Annotated in this window: 19 protein-coding genes; 8 read left to right on the top strand and 11 right to left on the bottom strand. The window is 67.6% G+C overall.

Translation table 11 applies throughout. The annotated features are described in order from the left end of the window. Window positions 1–37: 37 nt before the first annotated feature. Together ubiB and AC5P6S_RS14305 are read right to left on the bottom strand one after the other, a co-directional pair. On the bottom strand, window positions 38–1,693 hold the full coding sequence (ubiB, locus tag AC5P6S_RS14300) for a ubiquinone biosynthesis regulatory protein kinase UbiB (protein ID WP_059034153.1): 1,656 nt from the start codon (window positions 1,691–1,693) through the stop codon (window positions 38–40). Then, window positions 1,690–2,325 carry a ubiquinone biosynthesis accessory factor UbiJ gene (locus tag AC5P6S_RS14305; protein ID WP_005411902.1) on the bottom strand — a complete coding sequence of 212 codons (636 nt, stop codon included), beginning with the start codon at window positions 2,323–2,325 and terminating at the stop codon, window positions 1,690–1,692. The genes ubiB and AC5P6S_RS14305 overlap by 4 nt, the downstream gene beginning before the upstream one ends. Before the next feature lie 419 nt (window positions 2,326–2,744). On the opposite strand from AC5P6S_RS14305, the gene ddlA reads away from it, so the two are divergent. After that, window positions 2,745–3,839 (top strand): D-alanine--D-alanine ligase, encoded by a 1,095-nt coding sequence (gene ddlA, locus AC5P6S_RS14310; RefSeq protein WP_099479776.1) that lies wholly within the window; start codon window positions 2,745–2,747, stop codon window positions 3,837–3,839. Between the two features lie 76 nt (window positions 3,840–3,915). Here the strand turns inward: ddlA and AC5P6S_RS14315 are convergent, their stop codons facing one another. From AC5P6S_RS14315 to oleC, 3 genes are all read right to left on the bottom strand, one after another. Next, window positions 3,916–4,071, bottom strand: a complete 156-nt coding sequence (locus tag AC5P6S_RS14315; RefSeq protein ID WP_005407633.1) for a DUF1328 domain-containing protein — start codon at window positions 4,069–4,071, stop codon at window positions 3,916–3,918. 81 nt (window positions 4,072–4,152) lie between these two features. Beyond that, the gene (gene oleD, locus AC5P6S_RS14320) at window positions 4,153–5,145 is read right to left on the bottom strand and encodes a 2-alkyl-3-oxoalkanoate reductase (RefSeq protein ID WP_049400567.1); all 993 of its coding nucleotides are present in this window, start codon (window positions 5,143–5,145) and stop codon (window positions 4,153–4,155) included. Further along, window positions 5,142–6,800 (bottom strand): olefin beta-lactone synthetase, encoded by a 1,659-nt coding sequence (gene oleC, locus AC5P6S_RS14325; protein WP_100443447.1) that lies wholly within the window; start codon window positions 6,798–6,800, stop codon window positions 5,142–5,144. The genes oleD and oleC overlap by 4 nt, the downstream gene beginning before the upstream one ends. Window positions 6,801–6,904: 104 nt before the next feature. On the opposite strand from oleC, the gene AC5P6S_RS14330 reads away from it, so the two are divergent. Next, window positions 6,905–7,336, top strand: coding sequence for a YkgJ family cysteine cluster protein (locus tag AC5P6S_RS14330; RefSeq protein WP_005407630.1), 432 nt, complete (start codon window positions 6,905–6,907; stop codon window positions 7,334–7,336). 114 nt (window positions 7,337–7,450) lie between these two features. Here the strand turns inward: AC5P6S_RS14330 and AC5P6S_RS14335 are convergent, their stop codons facing one another. The 4 genes from AC5P6S_RS14335 to AC5P6S_RS14350 all read right to left on the bottom strand — a co-directional run bounded on the left by AC5P6S_RS14335 (window position 7,451) and on the right by AC5P6S_RS14350 (window position 12,937). Then, window positions 7,451–8,341, bottom strand: coding sequence for an alpha/beta fold hydrolase (locus AC5P6S_RS14335; RefSeq protein WP_088435791.1), 891 nt, complete (start codon window positions 8,339–8,341; stop codon window positions 7,451–7,453). Between the two features lie 94 nt (window positions 8,342–8,435). Further along, a complete protein-coding gene (locus AC5P6S_RS14340; RefSeq protein ID WP_004135358.1) occupies window positions 8,436–9,452 on the bottom strand; it encodes a 3-oxoacyl-ACP synthase III in 1,017 nt (338 codons plus the stop codon). A gap of 103 nt (window positions 9,453–9,555) precedes the next feature. Then, complete coding sequence (locus tag AC5P6S_RS14345; protein WP_005407628.1) at window positions 9,556–9,873, bottom strand: DUF4156 domain-containing protein; 318 nt, start codon at window positions 9,871–9,873, stop codon at window positions 9,556–9,558. Between the two features lie 214 nt (window positions 9,874–10,087). Beyond that, the gene (locus tag AC5P6S_RS14350; RefSeq protein ID WP_032966333.1) at window positions 10,088–12,937 is read right to left on the bottom strand and encodes a M16 family metallopeptidase; all 2,850 of its coding nucleotides are present in this window, start codon (window positions 12,935–12,937) and stop codon (window positions 10,088–10,090) included. A 415-nt stretch (window positions 12,938–13,352) separates the two neighbouring features. Here AC5P6S_RS14350 and AC5P6S_RS14355 point away from each other — a divergent pair, with 415 nt between their 5' ends. Then, on the top strand, window positions 13,353–13,829 hold the full coding sequence (locus AC5P6S_RS14355) for an XAC0231 family protein (protein WP_005407626.1): 477 nt from the start codon (window positions 13,353–13,355) through the stop codon (window positions 13,827–13,829). 69 nt (window positions 13,830–13,898) lie between these two features. Next, a complete protein-coding gene (locus tag AC5P6S_RS14360) occupies window positions 13,899–14,378 on the top strand; it encodes a tRNA (cytidine(34)-2'-O)-methyltransferase (RefSeq protein WP_005411894.1) in 480 nt (159 codons plus the stop codon). Between the two features lie 407 nt (window positions 14,379–14,785). Here AC5P6S_RS14360 and AC5P6S_RS14365 read toward each other — a convergent pair whose 3' ends face one another. Further along, entirely contained in the window at window positions 14,786–15,949 is a 1,164-nt protein-coding gene (locus AC5P6S_RS14365; RefSeq protein ID WP_049459756.1) for an acyl-CoA dehydrogenase family protein, read from the bottom strand. Window positions 15,950–16,206: 257 nt separating this feature from the next. Here AC5P6S_RS14365 and AC5P6S_RS14370 point away from each other — a divergent pair, with 257 nt between their 5' ends. Then, complete coding sequence (locus AC5P6S_RS14370; protein ID WP_005411892.1) at window positions 16,207–17,883, top strand: electron transfer flavoprotein-ubiquinone oxidoreductase; 1,677 nt, start codon at window positions 16,207–16,209, stop codon at window positions 17,881–17,883. Window positions 17,884–17,948: 65 nt separating this feature from the next. After that, entirely contained in the window at window positions 17,949–18,350 is a 402-nt protein-coding gene (locus AC5P6S_RS14375; RefSeq protein WP_099526848.1) for a c-type cytochrome, read from the top strand. Here AC5P6S_RS14375 and AC5P6S_RS14380 read toward each other — a convergent pair. Beyond that, complete coding sequence (locus tag AC5P6S_RS14380; protein ID WP_049396232.1) at window positions 18,344–21,943, bottom strand: ATP-binding protein; 3,600 nt, start codon at window positions 21,941–21,943, stop codon at window positions 18,344–18,346. The genes AC5P6S_RS14375 and AC5P6S_RS14380 overlap by 7 nt on opposite strands. Window positions 21,944–22,018: 75 nt before the next feature. Between AC5P6S_RS14380 and AC5P6S_RS14385 the strand changes: the two genes are divergently transcribed. After that, window positions 22,019–22,657, top strand: a complete 639-nt coding sequence (locus AC5P6S_RS14385; RefSeq protein ID WP_005407620.1) for a response regulator — start codon at window positions 22,019–22,021, stop codon at window positions 22,655–22,657. A gap of 378 nt (window positions 22,658–23,035) precedes the next feature. Next, window positions 23,036–23,806 (top strand): hypothetical protein, encoded by a 771-nt coding sequence (locus AC5P6S_RS14390; protein ID WP_005407619.1) that lies wholly within the window; start codon window positions 23,036–23,038, stop codon window positions 23,804–23,806. Window positions 23,807–23,901 lie beyond the last annotated feature (95 nt).

The raw sequence follows: 23,901 nt of genomic DNA on the forward strand, positions 1-23,901 counted from the left end.
GCGGCGTACCGTGCCGCCGATCTTCAATCTGCCGGGGTCAGCGCCACCACGCGCGCGCCAGCGCCACCACGCCGACCGCACCGGACAGCCAGCTCCACGCCGGCACGTCGCCCCAGTACCAGCCCGGCGGCTGCAGCACATACATCAGTGCAGCGATGGCGAGCAGGCCCACACCGGTGATCGCGCCCACGGCGCGCTTCTGCAGGCGCTGCAGGCTGGCGTCGAGCGCGACCAGATCGCGCGAACGCATCGCCAGTTCGTGGCGGCCTTCCACCTGCTGGGTCAGCCAGGCGTGCACCAGCCGCGGCATGTCCGGCGCATGGGTCATGATTTCCGGCAGGCGCTTGCCCAGCTCGCGCACCACCCGGCGCGGGCTGTAGCGCTCGCGCAGGATCTTCGCCAGCACCGGCTTGGCCACCGCCCAGATGTCGATCTGCGGGTCCAGCTGGCGGCCGACGCCCTCGATGTTCAGCAGGGTCTTCTGCAGCAGGATCAGCTGCGGCTGCAGCGTCAGCTGGTAGCGCTGCGCCACCCGGAACAGCTTCATCAGCACTTCGGCCAGCGAGATCTGCGACAGCGGACGTGTGAAGTACGGCTCGCATACCGAACGCACGGCCGCTTCCAGATCGTCGATGCGTACGTGGTCGGGCATCCAGCGTGCCTGCACGTGCAGTTCGGCGATGCGGCGGTAATCGCGGTTGAAGATGGCCATGAAGTTCTCGGCCAGGTAGTACTGATCTTCCTGCGAGAGCTGGCCCATGATGCCGAAGTCCAGCGCGATGAAGCGCGGATTGGCACGGCGCGCCGGATCGGTGTCGACCCAGATGTTGCCGGCGTGCGCATCGGCGTGGAAGAAGTTGTCGCGGAACACCTGGGTATAGAACACCCGCACGCCCTTGGCGGCCAGCGCCTTGCGGTCGATGCCGGCCTTGTCCAGTGCAGCGATGTCATCGGACGGAATGCCCCACACCCGCTCCAGGGTCAGCGCGCGCTCGGCGGTGTGGCTCCAGATCACTTCCGGCACGTACAGGTCGTCGCTGTTTTCCCAGAAGCGGCGCAGCACGCTGGCGTTGGCGCCTTCGCGCTGCAGGTCCAGCTCGGCGGCCAGGGTGTTCTCGACCTCGGCCACCACTTCGCGCGGCCGGATCTTGTCGGCGCGCGGGTGGGTGCGCTCGACCAGCGCGGCCAGCGAATTGAGCAGGGCAATATCCGCGTCGATCTGCTTCTCGATGCCCGGTCGAAGTACCTTGACCACCACCTGGCGACCATCAGCCAGCGTGGCCGCGTGCACCTGCGCGATCGAGGCCGAAGCCAGCGGTTCGGTGTCGAAGCTGGCGAAGGCCTCGCTGACCGGCAGGCCGAGCGCGTCCTCGACGATGCGGCGCGCGGTCTCGCCATCGAACGGCTTGACCCGGTCCTGCAGCAGGGTCAGCTCGTTGGCCACGTCCGGCGGCACCAGGTCGCGGCGGGTGGACAGGATCTGGCCGAACTTGACGAAGATCGGGCCGAGGTCCTGCAGCGCCAGGCGCAGCCGCGCACCGCGCGACTGCGAAGCGATGCTGGCCGAGGCGCGCGGCACGAACGGCTTGGCCAGGCGCAGCCAGCGCTCGGCCGGCGTGTCCTGCAGCAGGTCGTCGAGGCGGTAACGCAGGATCACCCGGCCAATGCGGCTGGCCCGCAGCACGGCCTTCATGCGGCACCCCGCAGGCGCTGCACGCGTGCACCAAGGCGCTCCACGTCATCGCGCAGCACGTCCACGTCGTCGTGGAAGGCATCCAGCTCGGCGCGCGGCACCACATCGCGCGACTCCTCGGTGATGAACTCAGCGGCGCTGTGGGCCAAGTCGATCGCCCCCTGGCGCGCGTGCTGCAGGGCGCTGCGCAGGGTGTTGGCGACCTGCACGCCCAGTACTTCGCCGAATACGCTGACGAAAGGCTGCTGCCAGTCCGGATCGAAGCCCTTGGCCAGTTGCTGCAGGCGGCGCGCCAGCTCGGCATCGCCGGCCACGCGCACACGGCCCTTGCCGTTGTTGTCGCCGCGTCGTGCGTTGGCCAGCAGTGGCAGCTGCGCCAGCACGCCGGCCAGGCTGCTGCGCACGGCCAGGTCGGCTTCCTGCGCATCCACCGGGCCGACCCGCAGCTGGTCGCCGTCGACGCTGATGCGCATCGCCAGCGACGGCGCTTCCAGGGTCAGGTCGATATGCCGGCCATCGAGGCTGGCCAGTGCATGGCGGGTATCCGGATCCAGCGCCAGCGCGCGGTTCAGGGCGATCTGCAGGGCGCGGCCAGCGACCGGCTTGAGGGACTTGAGCAGGGAGAGAGCCATGTGCGCATTCTACCTGCGTGGGTGGGGGGCTTGGGCCGGGCTGCCGGGCTGCCGCCCGGCACCCGTGGTAGTGCCGGCCGCTGGCCGGCAAGATCAACATCAAAAGCTGGCTATCCGTGGGATGGCGGGGTGGGTCCGGTTGCGGGGGACGCTGCAAGTACGTCCATGTAAGCTCGGTCGCCGCATCCATGCGGCTCACGCCCCCACAACCGGACCCACCCCGCCTTCGACAGTTTCCTGTCGTCCGTGGGGTTGGATCCCGTTGTTGCGCAACGGGCTCCGACCCCTGTTGATGGGCCATGAGGACGGTAGATCCACGCCATGCGTGGATGGATTTCTGGTTCATCTGTGCCTCACGCGGTGGGCCGATGAAGGTTCATGCTATGGGGCCACGCAACGCACAGGACATCGCACTCCCCATGGCACGGACCCGGGTTGGCATCATTTTCGGCGGCAAGTCTTCCGAGCACGAAGTTTCGCTGCAGTCGGCGAAGAACATCCTCGATGCGCTTGATCGCGAGCGCTTCGAGCCGGTGCTGGTCGGCATCGACAAGCAGGGCCAGTGGCATCTGAGCCAGCCGGATACCTTCCTGATCAATGCCGATGATCCGTCGCGCATCGCGCTGCATCGCTCGGGCCAGTCGCTGGCGGTGCGCCCGGGCGCCGAGCAGGCACAGCTGCAGCCGTCCGATGCGGCCAGTGCGCTGGGCCAGATCGATGTGGTGTTGCCGATCGTGCATGGGCCACTCGGCGAAGACGGTGCGCTGCAGGGGCTGCTGCGCATGATCAACCTGCCCTTCGTCGGTTCGCCGGTACTGGGCTCGGCGGTGGCGATGGACAAGGACGTGACCAAGCGCCTGCTGCGCGACGCGGGGCTGCAGGTGGCGCCGTGGCTGTGCATCCGCCGCCATGAGGCAGCGGAGGTCGATGCCGATGCGGTGATCGCCCAGCTCGGCCTGCCGCTGTTCGTGAAGCCGGCCAACCAGGGTTCGTCGGTGGGTGTGAGCAAGGTCAAGGATGCGGCGGGCTTTGCCGAGGCACTGGCATTGGCGCTGCGCTACGACCACAAGGTGCTGGTGGAATCGGCGGTGGTCGGCCGCGAGATCGAATGCGCGGTGCTGGGCAACGAGCACCCGCAGGCCAGCGTATGCGGCGAGGTGGTGGTGCACGACGAGTTCTACGCCTACGACACCAAGTACATCAATGCCAATGGCGCTGACGTGGTGGTGCCGGCCGACATCGACGCCGCCACCCAGGCGCGTATCCAGCAGATCGCGCGGCAGGCCTACCAGACGCTGGAGTGTGCGGGCATGGCGCGCGTGGATGTGTTCCTCACCGCAGACGGCGAGATCGTCATCAACGAGGTCAACACGCTGCCGGGCTTCACCCGCATCAGCATGTACCCGAAGTTGTGGGGCGCCAGCGGTGTTGACTACACCACGCTGATCACGCGCCTGATCGAACTGGCGTTGGAACGCCATGAGGCCGATCGCGGGCTGCAGAGCGCTGTGTAACGTGGTGATCGCCCGCAGAGTCGAGCATGGCTCGACTCTGCGGAAAGCGATGCCGGCCAGCGGCCGGCACTACCGGCTAGCCTCGCTTGCGGAACATCGAGATCACCGCAAGGATCAGGAACACCACGAACAGGATCCAGGCGATGTTCGTTGCGGCGCCGGCGATACCGGAGAAACCCAGAACGGCGGCGATGATGGCGATGACAAAGAAAATGATGGCGTAATGCAGCATGGCGCTCCTCGCGGGTGGTCGAGCCTTGGATGGCGTGGGTCCATCCTCCCGATCCTGCGGTGTGCAACCAGTGATGGCGATCTATGCAGCAGATGAAGCCTTCAGCCTGCGCAGTCCCTCTTCGATGCTGACCTGCGGCACGTAACCGAAGTCTCGGCGCGCCGGCTCCATGCTGTACCAGTGCGGCGTGCACAGCTGTTCGGCCAGGAACCGGGTCAACGGCGGTTCGCCGCGCAGGCGCAGCAGCGGCCACAGCCGCTCGCAGATAGCGCCGATACGGTACGCGGTCTTGAAGCTGATCGCCTTGTCCACCCTCGGTGCACCCACGGCGGCCAGCAGCTGGTTGACCAGCTCGCGCATCGGCAGCGGTTCGCCGTTGGAAATGAAGTAGGCCTTGCCTGCACATGCGGCACCGGGCGCCAGTGCCTCGAAGGCGAGGAAGTGAGCGAGCGCGGCGTTGTCGATGTAGGTGGTATCGACCTTGTTGCTGCCATCGCCCACCAGGCGCAGGCGGCCCTGTCGTGCACGTTCGGCCAGGCGCGGTACCAGCTGCTGGTCGCCAGGCCCCCAGATCAGGCGCGGACGCAGCGCCACCGTCGCCAGCGACGCGTCATTGGCCGCCAGCACGCGCTGTTCGGCAATCGCCTTGGTGGCCGCATAGGGCGCCTGGAAATCTTCGCCGTACGGCACTTCGTCGGCGCCGAGGCCTTCCACCGGGTGCGTGGCCCGGTGCGTCACGCTGGGCGTGGAGGTGTAGACCAGCCGGCCGATACCGTGCGCGCGGCAGGCGGCGATGACGTTGTCGGTGCCGACCACATTGGCCTGGTGGTAGCTGTCATAGCTGCCCCACGCACCGGCCTTGGCACCGTTGTGGAATACCGCATCGACGCCGGCCACCGCATGCAGGACCGCCTGCGGGTCGGCCAGGTCGCCACGGATCTGGCCCACGCCCATCACCTGCAGCTCCGGGTAATGGCTGCGGTTGAACGCCAGTACCTGGTGGCCACGTTCGACCAGCCCGCGGCACAGCGCCTGGCCAAGGAACCCACCACCACCGGTGACCAGGATCTTCATGCGCGCTTCTCCAGTTCGGCGCTGGCCCAGACGGCGAGCTTCTCGCGGCCGATCTTGGCGTTGTGACGGATATCGACGGGGAACGCCGGATGCACCAGGAAGTGCTGCAGGCCGGCCTCAGGCGTGCGCGCTGCGGCATGCGCACGCAGCGCTTCCTGCAGCGCCGGGCTGTCGGACTGGCCGCGCAGCAGTTCCACGCACAGCACCGGCACCTGCGCACCGGCGGCGCCGACACCGACCAGCGCGGTGCGCGCCACGCCTGCGACGGTGTTGAACACTGGCTCGACCTGTTCGGTGTACAGCGGTCCGCGCGCGGTTTCCACGCGCTGCGTCTTGCGCCCGCAGAACCACAGGCGACCCTGCGCATCGAAGTAACCGACGTCGCCCATGCGATGCACCACGCGGGTGCTGCCATCGGCCAGCGTCTCGCGGATCTTCGCTGCAGCCGTGGCCTGCGGGCGGTTGAAGTAGCTGTCGGTGGCGGTCGGGCCAGCCACCGTGATTTCTCCCACTTCGCCAACCGCCAGCACGCGCGCCTGCGACCAGTCGGCCAGCGGCGCGTCATCGATGGCGATGATGCGCACTTCGTTCGGCGCCACCACGCTGCCCACGCAGGTGCCGGCACCGGCCTCGGTGGCGGCGCGCGTGCGTTCCAGCTCGCGGCCTTCGACCACCGCCACCGGCAGGCACTCGGTGGCGCCATACGGCGTCCAGAACTGCGCGTCGGCCGGCAGCAGGCTGCGGATGGTGGCGACCACGTCCGGCGGCACCGGCGCACCGGCCGAGGTCACCCGGGTCACCGTCGGCAGCGGCCGGCCATGCTTCGCCAGCACCCGCATCAGCGCCGGCGAGCCGAACAGCTGGGTCACGCCGAAGCGCTGGATGGCGTCATGCAGGCGGGCCGGGTCGGCCTGTGCCGGCCGGGTCGGGTCCATGTCCGGGATGACCGAGGTCAGGCCCAGCGCAGGATCGAACAGGGCGAACGGCGGGAAGGTCGGCAGGTCCACCCCGCCCGCTTCCATGCCGAAGGCGCTGCCCAGCAGCTGGATCTGGCCGACGAAGTGGCGGTGGCGGTAGACCACGCCCTTGGGCGCGCCGGTGGAGCCGCTGGTGAACAGGATCGCGGCCATGTCCTCGCCGTCGGTGGCGGCCAGCATCGGCCCACCCTTGGCGCCGGCGCGCTCCAGCGCGGCCAGCGTGGTCCCGCCCCAGCCGAGGCGGCGGCCCACGGTCACCAGGCGCGCCGCCGAGGGGGCCCAGCGCAGCACCAGCCGCGCCACGTGCGCCAGCGGAATGCCGATGAAGGCCTCCGGCTGCGCCTCGTCCAGGCACTGCTTCAGCGCGCGCCTGTCGATGCCCGGGTCGACCAGCACCGGCACCGCGCCCAGCTTGAACAGGGCAAACATCAGCAGGAAGAACTCCGGCGACGGCCGCACCATCACCACCGTGCGCACTCCACGGCCGATCCCGTAGCCGGCCAGGCCGGCCGCCATGGCGTCGCTGCGAGCGTCCAGCTGGCGGTAATCCAGGGTCACGTCGTAGGCGGCCATGCCGTTGCCGGCGCCACGGCGGCCAGGGCAGCGGATGGCGATCTGATCAGGCCGTTCACGCGCCAGTTCAGGCAAGCGGGCGGCAATATTGCAGGGTCGGTTCATCCGTTCATTGTCGCCGCTTACGGAATTTCTTGCGCGGCGGCCCACTTCGTGGAAAATCCGCACCCTCGTTCCTGATTCCGACTGCCGCCCGAGGCGGCTTGCCCATGCAACATCCCTGCATGACCTGCGGCGCCTGCTGCACCCAGTACCGCGTGGCCTTCCACTGGATGGAATCAGACGAGGTCACCCCCGGCGGCGTGCCGCACCAGCTCACCGAGGTGCTGGACCCGCACCGCCTGTGCATGCGCGGCACCCATTCCAAGCCGGTGCGCTGCGTGGCGCTGGATGCGCAGATCGGCGTGTATTCACGCTGCACCATCCATCCCAACCGGCCCAGCGTGTGCCGCGAGGTGGATGCATCGTGGGAGTACGGCAAGGCCAGCCCGCAGTGCGACAAGGCGCGCATCGCCTATGGCCTGGATCCGTTGACGCCGGCCGACTGGCGCTGGCGCGATGACGCCGACAACGACGACGACCATCCGGACGACAACGGCAACAGCCCTTCCTCGCCGCCGCAGGCGCCGGTCGCCGCGTAATGGTAGTGCCGGCCGCTGGCCGGCAACCTCATCAACCCTTCGGGTGTGCCGACCAACGGTCGGCACCCACCGGAAGAGGAAGGGGTGGGTGCCGACCGTTGGTCGGCACACCGATCAGATCGGGTTGGCGTCCAGGAACGCGCGGATCTCCGGCACCAGCACCTCGTGCTTGTCTTCCAGCACGTAATGCCCGGCATCCTCGAACGCATGTACCTGGGCCCGCGGCAGCGCGGCCTGGAAGCCCTTCAGGAAGTGGTGGTCGAACACGAAGTCGCGCAGGCCCCAGCCGAGGAAGGCCGGCCGGTCGGCGAACGACGGCAGCGCCTTGCCGGCACGCTCCAGCAGCGACCACGCCTTGTCGGCCGGCGACAGCGGGATGTCCTGCATGAAGCGGATGGTGCTGATGCGGTTGGCCCAGCTGTTGTACGGCGACACGTAGGCGCGGCGCACGTCGGCCGGCATCTTCCGCTCCACGCCCAGCCACGAGGCACCGGAGGAGAACGCGTTGAAGGTGCGGATGATCCACTCGCCGATCTTCCAGTGGCGGCCCAGCGCGATCTGCCACGGCATCTTCTTCGCCGCCGGCATCGGGAATGCAGCGGTATTGAGCACCACCAGGCGCTTGACCTGGTCGTGGTGCGACAGCGCCCAGCCGAAACCGATCATGCCGCCCCAGTCGTGCACCGCCAGGGTCACCGGGCCGGTGATGCCCAGATGCTTGAGCAGCGCATCGAGGTCGTCAACGCGCGACTGCAGCGTGTACTCGTAGCGGCTGTCATCGGGCTTGTCCGACAGGCCCATGCCGATGTGGTCCGGCACGATGCAGCGGTACGTGTCCGACAGGCCGGCGACCAGCGTGCGCCAGTAATAGCTCCACGACGGGTTGCCATGCACCATCACCACCACCTCGCCGTCGCGCGGGCCTTCGTCGAGATAGTTCATCGACAGGCCGGGGCGTACCTCGAAGCGCTGCGGGTGGGCGGGGTAACCGGGAAGCTGGGACATCGGATCGCACCTGTAGAAAGGGCCGGTAAACCGGCCCTTGAACACTTGGAAAAATCATCGCTGCCCGTCGTGCAGCAGGTCAGCGGTGACTCTTTTACCAGACCACTTCAGCCATCGAGCAGTTCAGGCCCGAGCCGATACCCAGAAGCGCGATGCGATCGCCCTTCTTCAGCTTGCCCAGCTGCTTGAGCTTGCTCAGCACGATCGGCACCGAGGCCGGGCCGATGTTGCCGTGCTCGCCGAAGATGGTCATGACCTTCTTCGGGTCGATGCCGAAGTTCTTGATGAACGCGGCGGTGTGCGGCTGGCTGACCTGGTGGATCACGAACTGGTCCAGCTCTTCCACGGCCCAGCCCAAGGCGATCTTGGCAGCGGTGAAGGTCTTCTGTGCCAGCTTGATGCCTTCGATCAGCAGCAGGCGGGTGTCGGTGACCATGCGGTCCAGGTTGCCCAGGCACAGCTGGTTCCACTCGGTGGCCGAGCGCGTCACGCCGCCCTTGTAGCGCGGCGCGTCCGGCACCAGCTCCGAGCGCGCCATCACCATCGCCGCGGCACCCGAACCGGTGGTCAGGGCGGCCAGCTCGTTGCGGAAATCGTCGGCGGTGACGTCCGGGGCGGTCATGCGCTCCAGGGTCTTCTCGTACACCAGGTTGGCGGTCTCGCCGTCCACCACCAGCGCGTAGTCGATGTCACCGCGCTCGATCATGCGCGCGGCGATGTCCATGCCGTTGATGAAGGCCAGGCAGGCATTGGCGACGTCGAAGGTCATGCACTCGTCGCTGACGCCGAGGTTGCCCGAGACGATGGAGGCCGTGGACGGCTCCAGGTAGTCGCGGCTGACCGAGGTGTTGACCAGCAGGCCAACCTGCGTCGCATTGATGCCTGCGTCTTCCAGTGCCTTGCGGCCTGCCATGGTGGCAGCGTCGGACGCCAGCACGCCGTTGTCCCACAGGCGGCGCGCGTGGATGCCGGCGATGTCGCCGAGCACGTCGGTGCGGATACCCAGGCGATCCAACGTCGGCTGCAGGCGTTCGTTGATTTCCTTTGTGGTCAGCGTATGCGGCGCGTCGACGTGTGCCAGGCCGGCGATCGAGACATTCTTGAAGAGCATCGAGGTTAGCGCCAAGGCTCAGGCAAAAGGGGGCGCTATTCTATAACCCCCGGGGCCTTCACCGCATCTTTACGAATTCAGCCTTGGCCGTATGGTGAAGCGTTCAGCGCGGCGGGCACTGGAATGCGGCGAAGCGCTGGCTGCCATCGGCCGGGGCCGCGGCGGCCTGCACGGCATTGGCGCCGGCGCTCGGGGCCTCGTTGCGGGCCAGGGTTTCCAGCTCTTCCTGCACGCGCAGCGGGTTGCGGTTGTAGAAGCCGACCTTGCTCTTCACGGTCACCACCACCTCGCCCTTGGCGATGCAGCCAGCGGGAACCGGGCCTGCCGGCAGCACGCGGGTCGCCTTGCCGGCCGGTTCGATCGGCACCCAGGTACAGGCGGTGACGGTGAGCAGCAGGGAGGAAAGCAGCAGAACGCGCATGGGCAGATCCTGGAAGGGTATGGAGGGATTCTGCCTGAACCGCCTGAATCGGGGGTAGCCGGTGAGGGGGGACGGATCCCCCGCAGGGGGTTGTGACCCCGCCTTCGGGTCACGGCGTTGCCGGCCAGCGGCCGGCACTACCACGGCAAGGTTGCCGGCCAGCGGCCGGCACTACCTGGGGAGGCCTGCCCGCGGGGGCGGGCAGGCGCATCCCTTATTTCTTGACCGGGTTGCCTTCGGCGTCGATCACCGTCACCTCGCCCAGGTTCAGCGCACGCACGGCCGCTTCGGTCTGCTTGAGATCACCCACCACCACCCAGGTCAGCGCCTGCGGCTTGATCTCGGCGGCGGCCTGCTGCACCTGCGCCGGGGTCATCGCCTCGATCTCGGCCTTGCGACGCAGCACGTAGTCGTCCGGACGCTTGAACTGCACGATCGAACCGATGGTCGAGGCGACCGCGCTGGCGGTCTCGTAGGCACCGGGCAGGCTCAGGGTCTGGATGTTGCGGATGCGGTTGACCTCGGCGGCGGTGGCCGGCTTGCTGCCATCGGCGAACGCGGCGATTTCCTTGCGCATTTCCGCCATCGCCGGGCCGGTCTTGTCGATCTGCACCGGCGCGCTGGCCATCCACGGGCGCTGGCCCACCGAGTTGATCGCGCTGCTGCGCGCACCGTACGACCAGTGCTTGTCCTCACGCAGGTTCATGTTCAGGCGCGAGGTGAAGTCGCCGCCGATCACGCCGTTGGCGATATCGAAGCGGGTCGAACTGGCGGCGCTGGACGGCGCCACCACCTGGCCGGCGAACAGGTTGGCCTGCACCGCACCCGGCTGGTCGATCAGGAACACGCGCGGGCCCTTCGGCAATGCCACGTCGGTGGCGGCCTTCACCTGCGGGGCGTCGCCCGCAGCCTTCCAGTCGCCCAGCTGCTTGTCCAGCAGCGGCACGATCTCGGCCAGGGTGGTGTCACCGACCACGATCAGGGTTCCGTTCTGCGGGCGCAGCCAGTCGCGGTGGAAGTCGACCAGGTCTTCGCGGGTCAGGCCGTTGATCGCTGCTTCGTCACCGCTGCCGGTGAACGGAATGGCATACGGGTGGCCCTTGCCGTACAGCAGCGGCGGCAGCACGCGCATCGCCACCGCACCCGGGTTGACCTTCTCCTGCTGGATGCCGGCAATCCAGCTCGCCTTGACCCGGTCGATCTCACCCTGCTCGAAGCGCGGTTCGCGCAGCAGGTCCCGATACAGCGCCAGCGACGGTGCCAGGTTTTCCTTCAGCGCCGACAGGTCCACGCTCATGGAGTCCAGGCCGGCCGAGGCATCCAGGCTGGCGCCCAGTGCGTCAGCAGCATCGGCGAAGGCCAGCGAGCCGAGCTTGCCGGCGCCTTCGGTCATCAGGCTCATGGTGAAGTTGGCGGTGCCCGGCTTGCGGCCCTGGTCGGCGCTGAAGCCACCCGGGAACTGGTAGCTGAACTGCACCACCGGAATCTCGTGGCGCTCGGCCAGGATCACCTGGGTGCCGTTCTTCAGCGTGGCGCGCTGCAGCGCCGGGAACTTCAGCTGCGGGAACTCGCGGGTCTGCGGTACGCCGGCCTTGCGGTCGACCTGCTCGGGCAGCGTGCTGTACTTGGGATCCACCGCCGGCACGCTGAACGGCTTCGGCGCCTGGCTCGGGTCTTCCTTCAGCGCCACGCGCTCACCCGGTGCAATCACCAGGGTGTGGCTGCCCTTGTCCAGCCACTGCGCGCCCAGACGGCTCAGATCAGCAGCACTGGCCTTCTCGATGTTGGCCAGCGAGGTGCGGAAGCAGCCCGGGTCGCCGGTGAACACCGCGCACTCGGCCAGTGCGTCGGCCTTGCCGCCGAAGCCGCCGATGCGTTCGATGCCGCGGATGAAACCGGCGCGGGCACCGGTCTTGGCGCGTTCCAGCTCGGCCGCGGTCGGGCCCTGCTTGATCAGCCGGTCCAGTTCCTCGTCGATGATCTTCTCGACCTTGGCAGGGTCCTGGCCCTGCTTGACCGTCGCCATGATCACGAAGTTCGAACCCAGCTGCGACGTCGACAGGCCTGCCGCGATGCTGTCCACCAGCTTGTCCTGGTGCTGCAGGCGCTGGCTCAGCCGCGAGGACTTGGCACCGCCCAGTACCTGCGCGAACAACTGCAGCTGATCGACCTCGGTGGTACCGACCTGCGGCACGTTCCAGGCGCGGTAGATACGCGCCTGCGGCACCTTGTCGGTCATCGTCTCGCGCGTGTCGGCGCTGCGCTTGGCCACGTTCACCGCCGGCTGCGCCATGGTCGGGCCGGCCGGGATGCTGCCGAAGTACTTGCCAACCTTTTCCTTGGCGGTGGCCAGGTCGATGTCGCCAGCCAGCACCAGCACGGCGTTGTTCGGGCCGTACCAGGTGCGGAACCAGGTCTTCACGTCATCCAGCGACGCCGCGTTCAGATCGTTCATCGAACCGATCACGCCGTGGTGGTACGGGTGGCCAACTGGATACAGCGCCTTGTTGAGCTGGTCCCAGGCCTGGCCGTAGGGCTGGTTCTCGCCCTGGCGCTTCTCGTTCTGCACCACGCCACGCTGCTCGTCCAGCGCCGCCTGGTCGATCGCACCGACCAGATGGCCCATGCGGTCCGATTCCATCCACAGCGCCATGTCCAGCGCAGTGGTGGGCACGTTCTCGAAGTAGTTGGTGCGGTCGGTATTGGTGGTGCCGTTCTGGTTGGTGGCGCCGACCTGCTTGAACGGCTCGAAGAACTCGCCGTCGTGGTTTTCGCTGCCCTGGAACATCAGGTGTTCGAACAGGTGCGCGAAGCCGGTGCGGCCGGCCGGTTCGTCCTTGCTGCCGACGTGATACCAGACGTTGACCGCGACGATCGGCGCCTTGCGATCGGTGTGCACGATCACGCGCAGGCCGTTGGGCAGGGTGAACTGCTCATACGGGATATCGACCTTGGCCGGTGCGGCCGGCTTTGCCGCCAACGCATGGGAAGGCACAAGCGTGCCCAGGGCGGTGCTGAGGGCAACGGCCAGCAGCGCAGTGCGCGGGCGAAGGGCGAGAGACATATCCGGATCCTTGGTCACATAGGTGAACCCCGATCCTAGCGTGCGCGCGCAACGGCAGGAATCGGTCGCCAGTCACTGGGGGTGTTTGCCCCTGTGCGCCATCCGCAGCGCCGATCTGCCCTGTCCGAGCCGTCACAAGCACCCGCCAGCAACGTCCGGACAGTGTCCGCAGCACATCGAATGGACAGGTGTCCGCCCGCCGGACACTTTTCGATGACCATAAAACCCTTGCAAATCAATGATTAAAAGTTGGCACGGGGATTGCTTGGTAGTTCCTGCACCAGGAAGGGCTTCAGACAAAAGCTGACTGAAGACTGAACAAACGCAGGAAATCGAAAATTTTCCTTGCAAGCCCAGAATTGGTGTACTACCTTACTACAACACCACTGATCACCAACACTAAACAGGCCCCGTCATGAACGCCAAGACCATTGCCATCGCCATCGCCCTGATCGCCGGCACCGCGGTTGTTTCGTCGGTGCAGGCCTCCGAATCCATCAAGACCCTGTCCACCGTGCAGGTTCGCCCGGCCGCCGACCAGCTGGCCCAGCAGGCCTGGGAACAGGCCAGCGGCATCCCGACCCTGGCCACCGTGGAAGTGCGCCCAAGTGCCGACCAGCTGGCCGAGCGCAGCGGCTACGTCGCCGCCCCGGTCGCCGCCGCGATGCCGATCACCACCCTGGCCTCGGTGGAAGTGCGCCCGAGCCTGGAGCAGCGCGTCGCCCTGGCCGCCGAGCTGGAAGCCCAGCGCTACGCCGCGACCCTGGCTGCCGCCGCCACCAGCGTCGCCAACCAGGTGATCGTCAACCTGCCGGCCCTGCAGGTGCGTCCGAGCGCCGCCGACCTGCAGGCCCTGGCCACCGAAACCGCCCAGGTCCTGCTGCGCCCGTAAGCGGTGCCGCCCTGCCTCGCGCAGGGCGTGCGCCGTAAAGGCGGCGGTCGTCGCAGGTACACTGCGCCGATGAATGCCGCGCCCCAGTTCCACGTGATCCTGTTCCAACCGGAAATCCCGCCCAACACGGGCAATGTGATCCGGCTCTGCGCCAACACCGGCGCGCAGCTGCATCTGGTCGAGCCGCTCGGCTTCGCACTGGAAGACAAGCAGCTCAAGCGCGCCGGCCTGGACTACCACGAGTATTCGCGCCTGCAGGTGTACCCCGACCTGGACACCGCGCTGGCGCGGATCGCACCGAAGCGGTTGTTCGCCCTGAGTACGCGTGCCAGCGTCCGCTATGACAGCGTGGCGTTCGAAGACGGTGATGCCTTCCTGTTCGGCCCGGAAAGCCGCGGCCTGCCGCAGGACGTGCTCGATGCCTTGCCCGATGGCCGCCGCCTGCGCCTGCCGATGCGGCCGGACAACCGCAGCCTCAATCTTTCCAACACCGTTGCCGTGGTGATGTACGAAGCGTGGCGGCAGCATGGGTTTGCCGGCGGGGCGTAACGCCACGCGTCTCTCTTCTGCCTGGTCGTTGCTGTGGCGGGCGCATGCGTTCATGGGCGTTACTTTTCTTTCCGCGCGGAAAGAAAAGTAACCAAAAGAAACGCGCCGCCATCCGCGAGCCGGTGCTGCGCACCGGTGCCCTGCGCTCCTCGGCCCGCCGGGGGGCGGCGCGGAACTCGCTGCGCTCAGACACCCGCGCCTCTTCGCCCCCGCCGGACCTGCGGTGCTCGGCTCGCTTCAAGGCGGACCCAACAGCCGCGCGGTACAGGCTGTCCTTGAACCCATCTCGGTACGGTGCGCGGTTCGGTACACCGATCGCTCGCCTGCGAATACGCTACTGGGCAATGCCGGCCAGCGGCCGGCACTACCAACTCAATGCCGGCCAGCGGCCGGCACTACCGGTGCACTCAGAACGCGTTGATGCCGGTCAGTTCGCGGCCGATCACCAGCTGGTGCACGGTCTCGGTGCCTTCATAGGTGATCACCGATTCGAGGTTCAGCGCGTGCCGGATCGCCACGTGTTCGGTGGTGATGCCGGCGCCACCCAGCAGGTCACGGCATTCGCGGGCGATGTCGATCGCCATGCGGCAGTTGTTCCACTTGGCCAGGCTGACCTGCTGCGGCTGCAGCTGGCCAGCTTCCTTCAGGCGGCCCAGCTGCAGGGCCAGCAGCTGCGCGGTGGTGATGCGGCGGGCCATCTCGGCCAGCTTGATCTGCGCGCTCTGCGTGGCCGCCAGCGGGCGACCGAACAGCACGCGCTCCTTGGCATAACCCAGTGCTTCATCCAGGCAGGCAATCGCCGCACCGATCGGGCCCCAGCTGATGCCATAGCGGGCCTGGGTCAGGCAGCCCAGCGGCCCCTTCAGGCCCTTCACGTTCGGCAGCCGGTGGCTGTCAGGCACGCGCACGTCATCGAAGAACAGCGCCCCGGTCAGCGATGCGCGCAGGCTCATCTTGTGCTTGATCTCCTGCGTGGTGAAGCCGGCCATGCCCTTTTCCAGCACGAAACCCTGGATGCCGTCCTCGGTCTGCGCCCAGACGATGGCCAGGTCGGCCACCGGGCCGCTGGTGATCCACATCTTGCTGCCGCTGATGCGCCAGTCGCTGCCGTCGCGCACCGCGCGGGTCTTCATGCTGGCCGGATCGGAACCCCCATGCGCCTCGGTCAGGCCGAAGCAGCCGATCAGTTCGCCGCGCGCCATCGCCGGCAGCCACTGCTGGCGCTGTTCCTCGCTGCCATAGGCGTAGATCGGGTACATGCACAGCGAGCTCTGCACCGAGACGAAGCTGCGCAGGCCCGAATCGCCGCGCTCCAGCTCCTGGCAGATCAGGCCGTAGCTGACCGCGCCGAGGCCACCACCGCCGTACTCGGTCGGCAGGGTGGCACCGAGCAGGCCCAGTGACGCGATCTCCGGCACCAGTTCATCGGGGAAGCGGGCCTGGTCGAAGGCATCGCCGATGATCGGCAGCACGCACTCGTTGGTGAAACGGGCGACGCTCTCCTGCACCGCGCGCTCTTCCTCGTTGAGCAGGGAACGGACATCGAACAGATCGTACGGATGCAAAGCCATGGCACTCACGCGCAGTCAGGACCGGGCCATTGTCGGTCATCCGGGCAGAGCGTGCCGACCAAGGTCGGCACCCACCAGAGCCGCGGCCCTACGCTGCATTGCAGCAATCCGGGTGTGAACATCGGCGATCTAGCTCGATCACGCGCGTCCCGGTACCCTGACACATTCAAACAACCGTTTCGCCCGTGGCCGCACGCGCGATTCCCAGGCACCGCCGGTGGCCCCGATGCCGGCCCTACCCACGAGTCATGCAATCGATGAGCGCTGAAGCCAACGCCCTGCCCCCGCGTGAAGTAATGGAATTCGACGTGGTGATCGTCGGCGCCGGCCCCGCCGGCCTGGCCACCGCGATCCGCCTGCGCCAGCGCGCGATCGAAGCCGGCCGCGAGTTGTCGGTGTGCGTGCTGGAGAAGGGGTCCGAACCAGGCGCGCACGTGCTGTCCGGCGCGGTGATGGATCCGCGCGCGCTGACCGAACTGTTCCCGGACTGGGCCGAGCGTGGCGCACCGCTGAAGCAGAAGGTCACCCGCGACGAATTCCTGTTCCTCAGCGAAACCGGCGCACGCAGCACGCCCAACGCGCTGCTGCCGGAGTGCTTCCACAACGAAGGCAACTACATCATCAGCCTGGGCGAAGTGACCCGCTGGCTGGCGCAGCAGGCCGAGGCGCTGGAAGTGGCGATCTTCCCGGGCTTTGCCGCCGCCGAAGTGCTGTATGGCGACAACGGTGAAGTGATCGGCGTGGCGACCGGCGACATGGGCATCGAGAAGGACGGCAGCATCGGCCCGGCCTTCGAGCGCGGCATGGCGCTGCACGCCAGGTACACGATCTTCGCTGAAGGCGCACGCGGCCACCTGGGCCGCCAGCTGATCGCCCGCTACAAACTTGACGAAGGCAAGGACCCGCAGGCCTACGGCATCGGCATCAAGGAACTGTGGCAGATCGACCCGGCCAAGCATGAGCCGGGCCTGGTGGTGCATGCCGCTGGCTGGCCGCTGGACAGCGACACCTACGGCGGCGCGTTCCTGTACCACGCCGACGGCGGCAAGGTCGCCATCGGCTACGTGGTCGGCCTGGACTACAGGAACCCGTGGCTGAGCCCGTTTGAAGAGTTCCAGCGTTTCAAGACCCATCCGTCCATCCGCAAGCACCTGGAAGGCGGCACCCGCATCGGCTACGGCGCGCGCGCGATCACTGCCGGCGGCCTGCTGTCGCTGCCGAAGACCGTGTTCCCCGGTGGCGCACTGGTCGGCTGCGAGGCCGGCTACCTCAACGCCAGCCGCATCAAGGGCAGCCACGCCGCGATCAAGACCGGCATGCTGTGCGCCGACGCCGCGTTCGATGCACTGGCCGCCGACCGCCAGCACGATGAACTGAGTGCCTACCCGACGGCGTTCGAAGCCAGCTGGCTGTTCACCGAACTGCAGCAGGCCAAGAACTTCAAGCAGTGGTTCAAGAAGGGCCAGACCGTGGCCACGCTGATGACCGGCGTGGAGCAGTGGCTGCTTCCCAAGCTGGGCGTGCGCAACCCGCCGTGGACCCTGCACCGCACCCAGCCCGACCACGCCTGCCTGGAACCGGCCGCCAAGCACACCCGCATCGCCTACCCGAAGCCGGATGGCGTGCTGACCTTCGACCGGCTCAGCTCGGTGTTCCTGAGCAGCACCAACCACGACGAGAACCAGCCCAGCCACCTGACGCTGAAGGACCCGAGCATTCCGGTGAAGGTGAACCTGGCCGAGTACGCAGGCCCGGAAGCGCGCTACTGCCCGGCCGGCGTGTACGAGTTCGTCGGCGAAGCCGACAGCGCGCGCCTGCAGATCAACGCGCAGAACTGCGTGCACTGCAAGACCTGCGACATCAAGGACCCCACCCAGAACATCGTGTGGGTGACCCCGCAGGGCGGCGGCGGCCCGAACTACTCGGGCATGTGAACGCCACGGGCTGCGACCGAGCGTCGCAGCCCGTCGCTTGCCGCGCACCGCTATCCTGCCCGCCCATGCGTGCATCATTCCTGCTCATCGCTGTTGCCGTGGCCCTGGCCGCCACGGCCTGCCAGCGCCCGCCTGCAGCGCCCGCCACGCCGGAACAGGCGCAGCAGCAGGCCATGCAACGCGCGTTCGAGTTGTGTGCCGGCTGCCACACCGTGCAGCTTGGCGGCATCCACCGCTTCGGCCCGAACCTGCACGGCGTGATCGGCCGTCGCGCCGGCAGCCTGCCCGACTACGGCTATTCCGACGGCATGCGCCGCGCCGACATCACCTGGTCCGCGCAGACCCTGGATGCGTTCCTGCAGTCACCCACCCATGTTGTACCGGGCACACGCATGTACAACGCCTTCCCCAGCGCCGAACGCCGTGCGCTGGTGATCGCCTACCTGCAGCAGCAGTCGGCTCAGTGAGCCAGGCGCTGCAACTGCTGTTGCAGCCGCGCCACGAATGCCGCCACCGCGGTGAACAACGGCACCGGATCGGTCTCGGCCGCATCCTGCAGGCGCTCGACCAGGGCATTGGCCTGCGCAGCCAGCACCGTCGCTCCCACCGCGCCCAAGCCACCGGCCTGGCGATGCAGGTGCAGCGCGGCAGCCTCACGGTCGCCGGCCTCCAGCGCGCGCTGCACAGCGGCCAGGTCACCTGCACTGGCCTGCAGCAGGCTGTCGCGCAACTGCTCGGCCACCGCACGTGAGCCGAAGCGCCGCTGCAGGCTGTCCAGATCGGGCAGCGTCCTGTCATCGACGGCAGCGGACTCGGCCAGCGGCTCCTCGAACCGTTGCCCCTGCGCCTGCGGCAACCAGCGCAGCAGTGCCGCGCGCAGTGTCGCCAATGACAATGGCTTGGCCAGCACCTCATCCATCCCGGCTTCACGGCAACGACGTGCATCGTCGTCCAGCACGCTGGCGGTCAGCGCCAGTACGGTCAGCCGCGGCTGGCCGTTGCGGCCTTCGCGTTCGCGCAGCAGGCGGGTGAAGGCGAAACCATCCAGTACCGGCATCCGGCAATCGGTAATGACCAGATCAAAGTGCTCCGATGCCAGGCGATCCAGCCCCTGCTGGCCATCGCCGACCAGCACATGTGGTACACCCAGCTGCTGCAGCCGCCAGGCCATCATCGCCTGGTTGGTCGGATGATCTTCGATCACCAGCACGCGTGCCTGGCGCAGTGCGGGCGGCAGCAGCGCCGCCTGTTCCTGCTCGGCGACCAGCGCTTCAACATCACTGCTGCCGGCTTCCACCAGCGACAGCCGCACCTCGGCGCGGGTGCCCTCGCCCAGCGTGCTGTGCAGTTCCAGCTCGCCGTCCATCATCTGCACCAGGCGCTGGCAGATGCTCAGGCCCAGGCCGGTTCCACCATGGTCGCGCTGGATGTACGCACCGGCCTGGGTGAACGGCGCAAACAGGTGCTGCAACTGTTCCGGTGCGATGCCGATGCCGGTATCGGTGACGCTCAGGCACAGCGGCTGGCTGCCGTCTTCGGCGGTCGGCCCCAGCACTTCCAGCTGCAGCCGCACTTCGCCGCGCACGGTGAACTTGATGGCGTTGCTGAGCAGGTTGAACACGATCTGGCGCAGGCGCACGCCATCCACTTCGTGCGCGGCTGCCAGCTGCGGATCGATCTGCACGTGCAGGCCCAGCCCACGTGCACTGGCCTGCGCCGACAACAACCGGCACACGCTTTCCAGCAACGGCCGCAGCGGCTGCGGTACCGGCTCCAGCCGCAATGCGTTGGCCTCCAGCCGCGAGTAGTCAAGGATGTCGTCAAGGATCTGCCGGAGCATCTGCGCCGAATCCTCGATCACGCCAAGGATGCGTTTCTGTTCTGCATCCAGCGGTGAGTGCGCCAGCACTTCCAGCATCCCCAGCACGCCACTCATCGGCGTGCGGATCTCATGGCTCATGGTGGCCAGGAAGCGGGATTTCGCCTCGGCCGCCTGCTCGGCCTCGGCCTTGGCTGCGGTCAGGGCGTCCGCTTGTGCACGAGCCTCGCTGGCATCCACCCAGTAGCCACTCCAGGTCACCACACCGGCTTCGGCGGCATAGGGTTGCGCCTGGGTGCGCACCCAACGCGGGCCCGCTCCATCGCCCCGCAGGCGGAATTCCAGCATGAGCGGTGCGAACTGGTGCGCGGCCTGTTCGACCACCTGCAGGATGCGCGCGCGATCGTCCTCTTCGACGCGTTCCAGCAACATCGTGGCGTCCTGCTCAGCCTGCTGTCGGGTGATCCCGAACAGCGCCTGGAGGTCACCGGCAATGAACGGGAAGCTGAGCGTGCCATCAACCTCGCGACGGGCCTGGTAGACCACGGCAGGCAGGTTGTCGGTCACTTCGGCCAGGCGCTGCTCCAGCTGGCGGCGCCCGGCCACCTCGCGACGCAGGCGCCAGTAGCCGATGCCATGCACCAGCAGCGCGGTCAGCAGCACCAGCAGCAGCGGTACACCCCAGCGCAGCGTGCTTCGCCAGTCGATGCCGTTGTGGTACTCCACCGCCAGCCAGTCGCCGCGCAGCGCTTCGCGCTCGCGTGGCGTCATCTGCAGCAGCAAGCGATCGAAGGTCGTGGCGAGCGCCGCATGCCGGCGCTCCACGGCCAGTGCCAGCTGGTCGTTGAAGCCCGCGGGCGCGGCAACCTGCAGGCGCCCCGGGAAACGCGTGCGCAGCAGGTGGTCGACCAGGGCCAGATTGCCCACGTAGGCGTCGGCCTCACCATCGATCAGGCGTTGCATGGCCTGTTCGGCGCTGCGCGCGGCGACGATCCTGGCCTGCGGCGCCTGCTGCAGCACGTAACCGCGTACGCGCTCCGGATCCGACAGCAGTACGCGCTTGTCCTGGAGGTCGGACAGGCCCAGCAGCGCCGGGCTGTCGTGGCGGCTGACGATCACGTTCGGCACGCTGATGAAGGGTTGGCTGTACACCCAGTCCGGGCCCAGATAGTGCGAATCGACCGGAATGCCCATCACCGCCTGCAACTCGCCGCGGCGCGCCTTCTCGCGCACCTCGTACCAGTCATGGCTGTTCTGCGCCTGCAGGTTGGCACCGGCCTGCATCAGCCGCGCCAGGTACTCGCTGGCCAGGCCGCTGGGCCTGCCATCCTCGTCGGCGAACGACAATGGGGCGGCGTTTGGCGCGAAGCCGATCTTCAACGGCTGTTGCAGAACCCGCTTCTCGGCCTGGCTGAGCGCCAGCTGCGCCGATGCCGACCACTGCGGCAGGGGCAGCCAGCGTTGTGCCAGTGCATCGCGCTGGGCCTGGCTGGTCGCGGCCAGCGCCAGGTCCAGCGCTTCGGCCAGCGGTTGCTTGCTGTTGGGAACGCCGAAGTGCATCCGTTCGGGAGGCAGGTCGCTCGGACGCAGCAGGACGACACCCTGCAGGCGCAGGCGTGCGATCAGTTCGGTGGCAACGTAGGCATTGCCTATGTAGACATCAGCTTTGTCGTCTCTGACCATCTGCAGCGCAGCCAACGAGCTGTTTGCGACAAGCTGCACCGCACGCGGGAAACGTGCCCGCACCTGCGGTCCGGTCAGGAAATCCTGCTCGATGACCACCCGCAATCCGTCCAGGTCGGGCATGTTCGAAGCACGCAGATCGCCCGGCCTCCCCACCAGCGCCAACGGCGCCTCGCCATAGGCAGCGGTATAGACCATGCACTGGGTGCGGTCGGCACTGAGACCGACATTCATTACCACGTCGATCTCGCCACGACAGGCCGCATCCAGCACGGATGTCCAGTCGGAATAACGCCTCGCCTCGACCTTCACACCCAGCTGACGGGCGAGAAGCGCCAGATAATCCGGACCCAGGCCAACCTGCTGGCCATCACGGAGGGACTCGAACGGCGGCCAGCCGCTGTCATACTGGCCCACGACGATGCTTGGATGGGCGGCGAGGTACTCGCGCTGCAGGGGACTGAGCGGCAACAGCCCAGGCACAGCCTGTGCCAGCGCCACGGGCAGCACCAGCACGGCCAGCAGCAGGACCAGCCCGCGAACAGCCCAGCTACGCATCGGCGTCGATCTCCTAGAATCCTGACAGGGCCGCGATGGTCGCGGCCCGGCTTGCCCGGTGGCCATACTAGAGCAATGAGCTTGCGCATCATCATCGCAGACGACCACCCTGTGGTCCGTATCGGTACCCGCGCCGTCATCGAATCGAGCGGGGTCGGCCGCGTGGTCGGCGAGGCTGACAGCGCGCAGGCGCTGATGGCCCTGCTCGGCAGCCAACCCTGCGACCTGCTGGTGACCGACTATTCCATGCCGGGCAGCCCACAGGCCGACGGCTTCGCCATGATCGGCATGATCCGCCGCCGCTTCCCCGACCTGCCGGTGCTGATGCTCAGCGTCTCCAACAACCTGGCGATCCTGCGCATGGTGCTCGACAGCGGCGTGCTCGGCCTGGTCGACAAGAGCTCGTCGATGGACGAACTGCCGCAGGCCATCCAGGCGGTCTATCGGGGCCAGCCCTACATCAGCCGGAGCCTGCGTGAGCGGGTCGAGGCTGCGGGCAGCTGGCGCATGCGCGAGGGCGACGGCAAGCCGTTGTCGCCACGCGAGGTGGAAGTGCTGCGGCTGCTCGGCACCGGCATGACGGTGAAGGAGATCTCGCTGCAGCTGCACAAGAGCGTCAGCACCATCAGCCGGCAGAAAGGCGACGCCATGCTCAAACTGGGCCTGAAGGGCGACGCCGAATTGTTCGACTACCTGCGCGACGGCAAGATCTGAGAACCAGATCACACTGTAAGGGCATCTGTCACCGCCCTCTTTGACCGGCCGCCGTTCTGTGCCAAGATGACCCGGCATGGGTTTTCAATGCGAGGTCGAAGGAATCGACCGGCTCATGTCCTCGCTCCCGTCCCAGGTGGATGGGGTGCGGTTTCCTGCCGGCCGTCTGGCCCGGCAACGCTGACCATGGAGAGGCGCATGCATCACCCCCCCGAGCCATGTTGGACCCTGCCGTTGCGGCCCCTGCGCGCATTCGCGGCGTGCCTGCTCGTCTCTCTTTCCGCTGCGGCCTGCAGCGCCGCCGATCCGGCCCCCTCGTCCTCCCAGCCTGGCGCTCCCGTGCAGGCTGCCGATGCGCCCCGACAGGATGTTGCCCCGATGCAGAACACCTCTCCCGACACCGCCGTCACCCCGCCCGACGCGCCGACCGTGATGTATTTCACCTACCAGGTGGACGGTGATGGCGCGACCTCCTACGAGGTCCAGAACGGCAGCGTGGCGACCTTCTGGTTCGGCCACACCTTCACCCTCGATGGCACCACGTATTACACGGGTTTCTCCTGGGATACCCGCGAGCACTACGGCAAGCCGGGCGAGCAGTCGCCGGCTGGCCCGGATGATCGCGCCAACCTCGCCGAGGCCACTTTCGTGCTGGCCGGCGCCGACGCGAAGAAGCCATGGAAGTTCCGTGGCCAGGAATGGACCATCGGCGCGCTGGGCGCGTACGACAAGGCCGACGATGTCGATACCCGGCGCAAGCCGCTTGAACATCGCACCGCCGACGGTCGCCTGCTGCTGGCGGTGCCGACCAGCAGCTTCGACCGCGGCATCAGCAGCACCGGCTATGCACTGCTGCTGTTCAACCCCAAGCGCAGCGAAGACGACGTGGACAGCAAGGTCTGGCGCTATGTCGGCTCGGTGCGTACGGGCGAGGACAACAGCGCCGCCTGCGACGAAGGCAACGTGATGCCCTGCACCGACAGCGATGGCGAACTGGCCTTCGCTGCCGACGGCAACGGCCTGCCGCGACTGACCGTGACCTTCAAGGGCACCACCATCGAAGGCCCCGGCAAGACCCGTGCACTGGGCGCCGGCGACGCCGTGCACTACACCTTCGACAGCGCGACCCAGCAGTACGTCGCGCCCTGATAGCACCCGCCCACGCGCGGGTTTCCTGTTGACCGACATGTTCTTGACTCACGGATGAGTCCGGTTGGCGATTCGCGGCATGCGCCGCTCCATCA

Source organism: Stenotrophomonas sp. YJH_SMC_119, assembly GCF_059368315.1.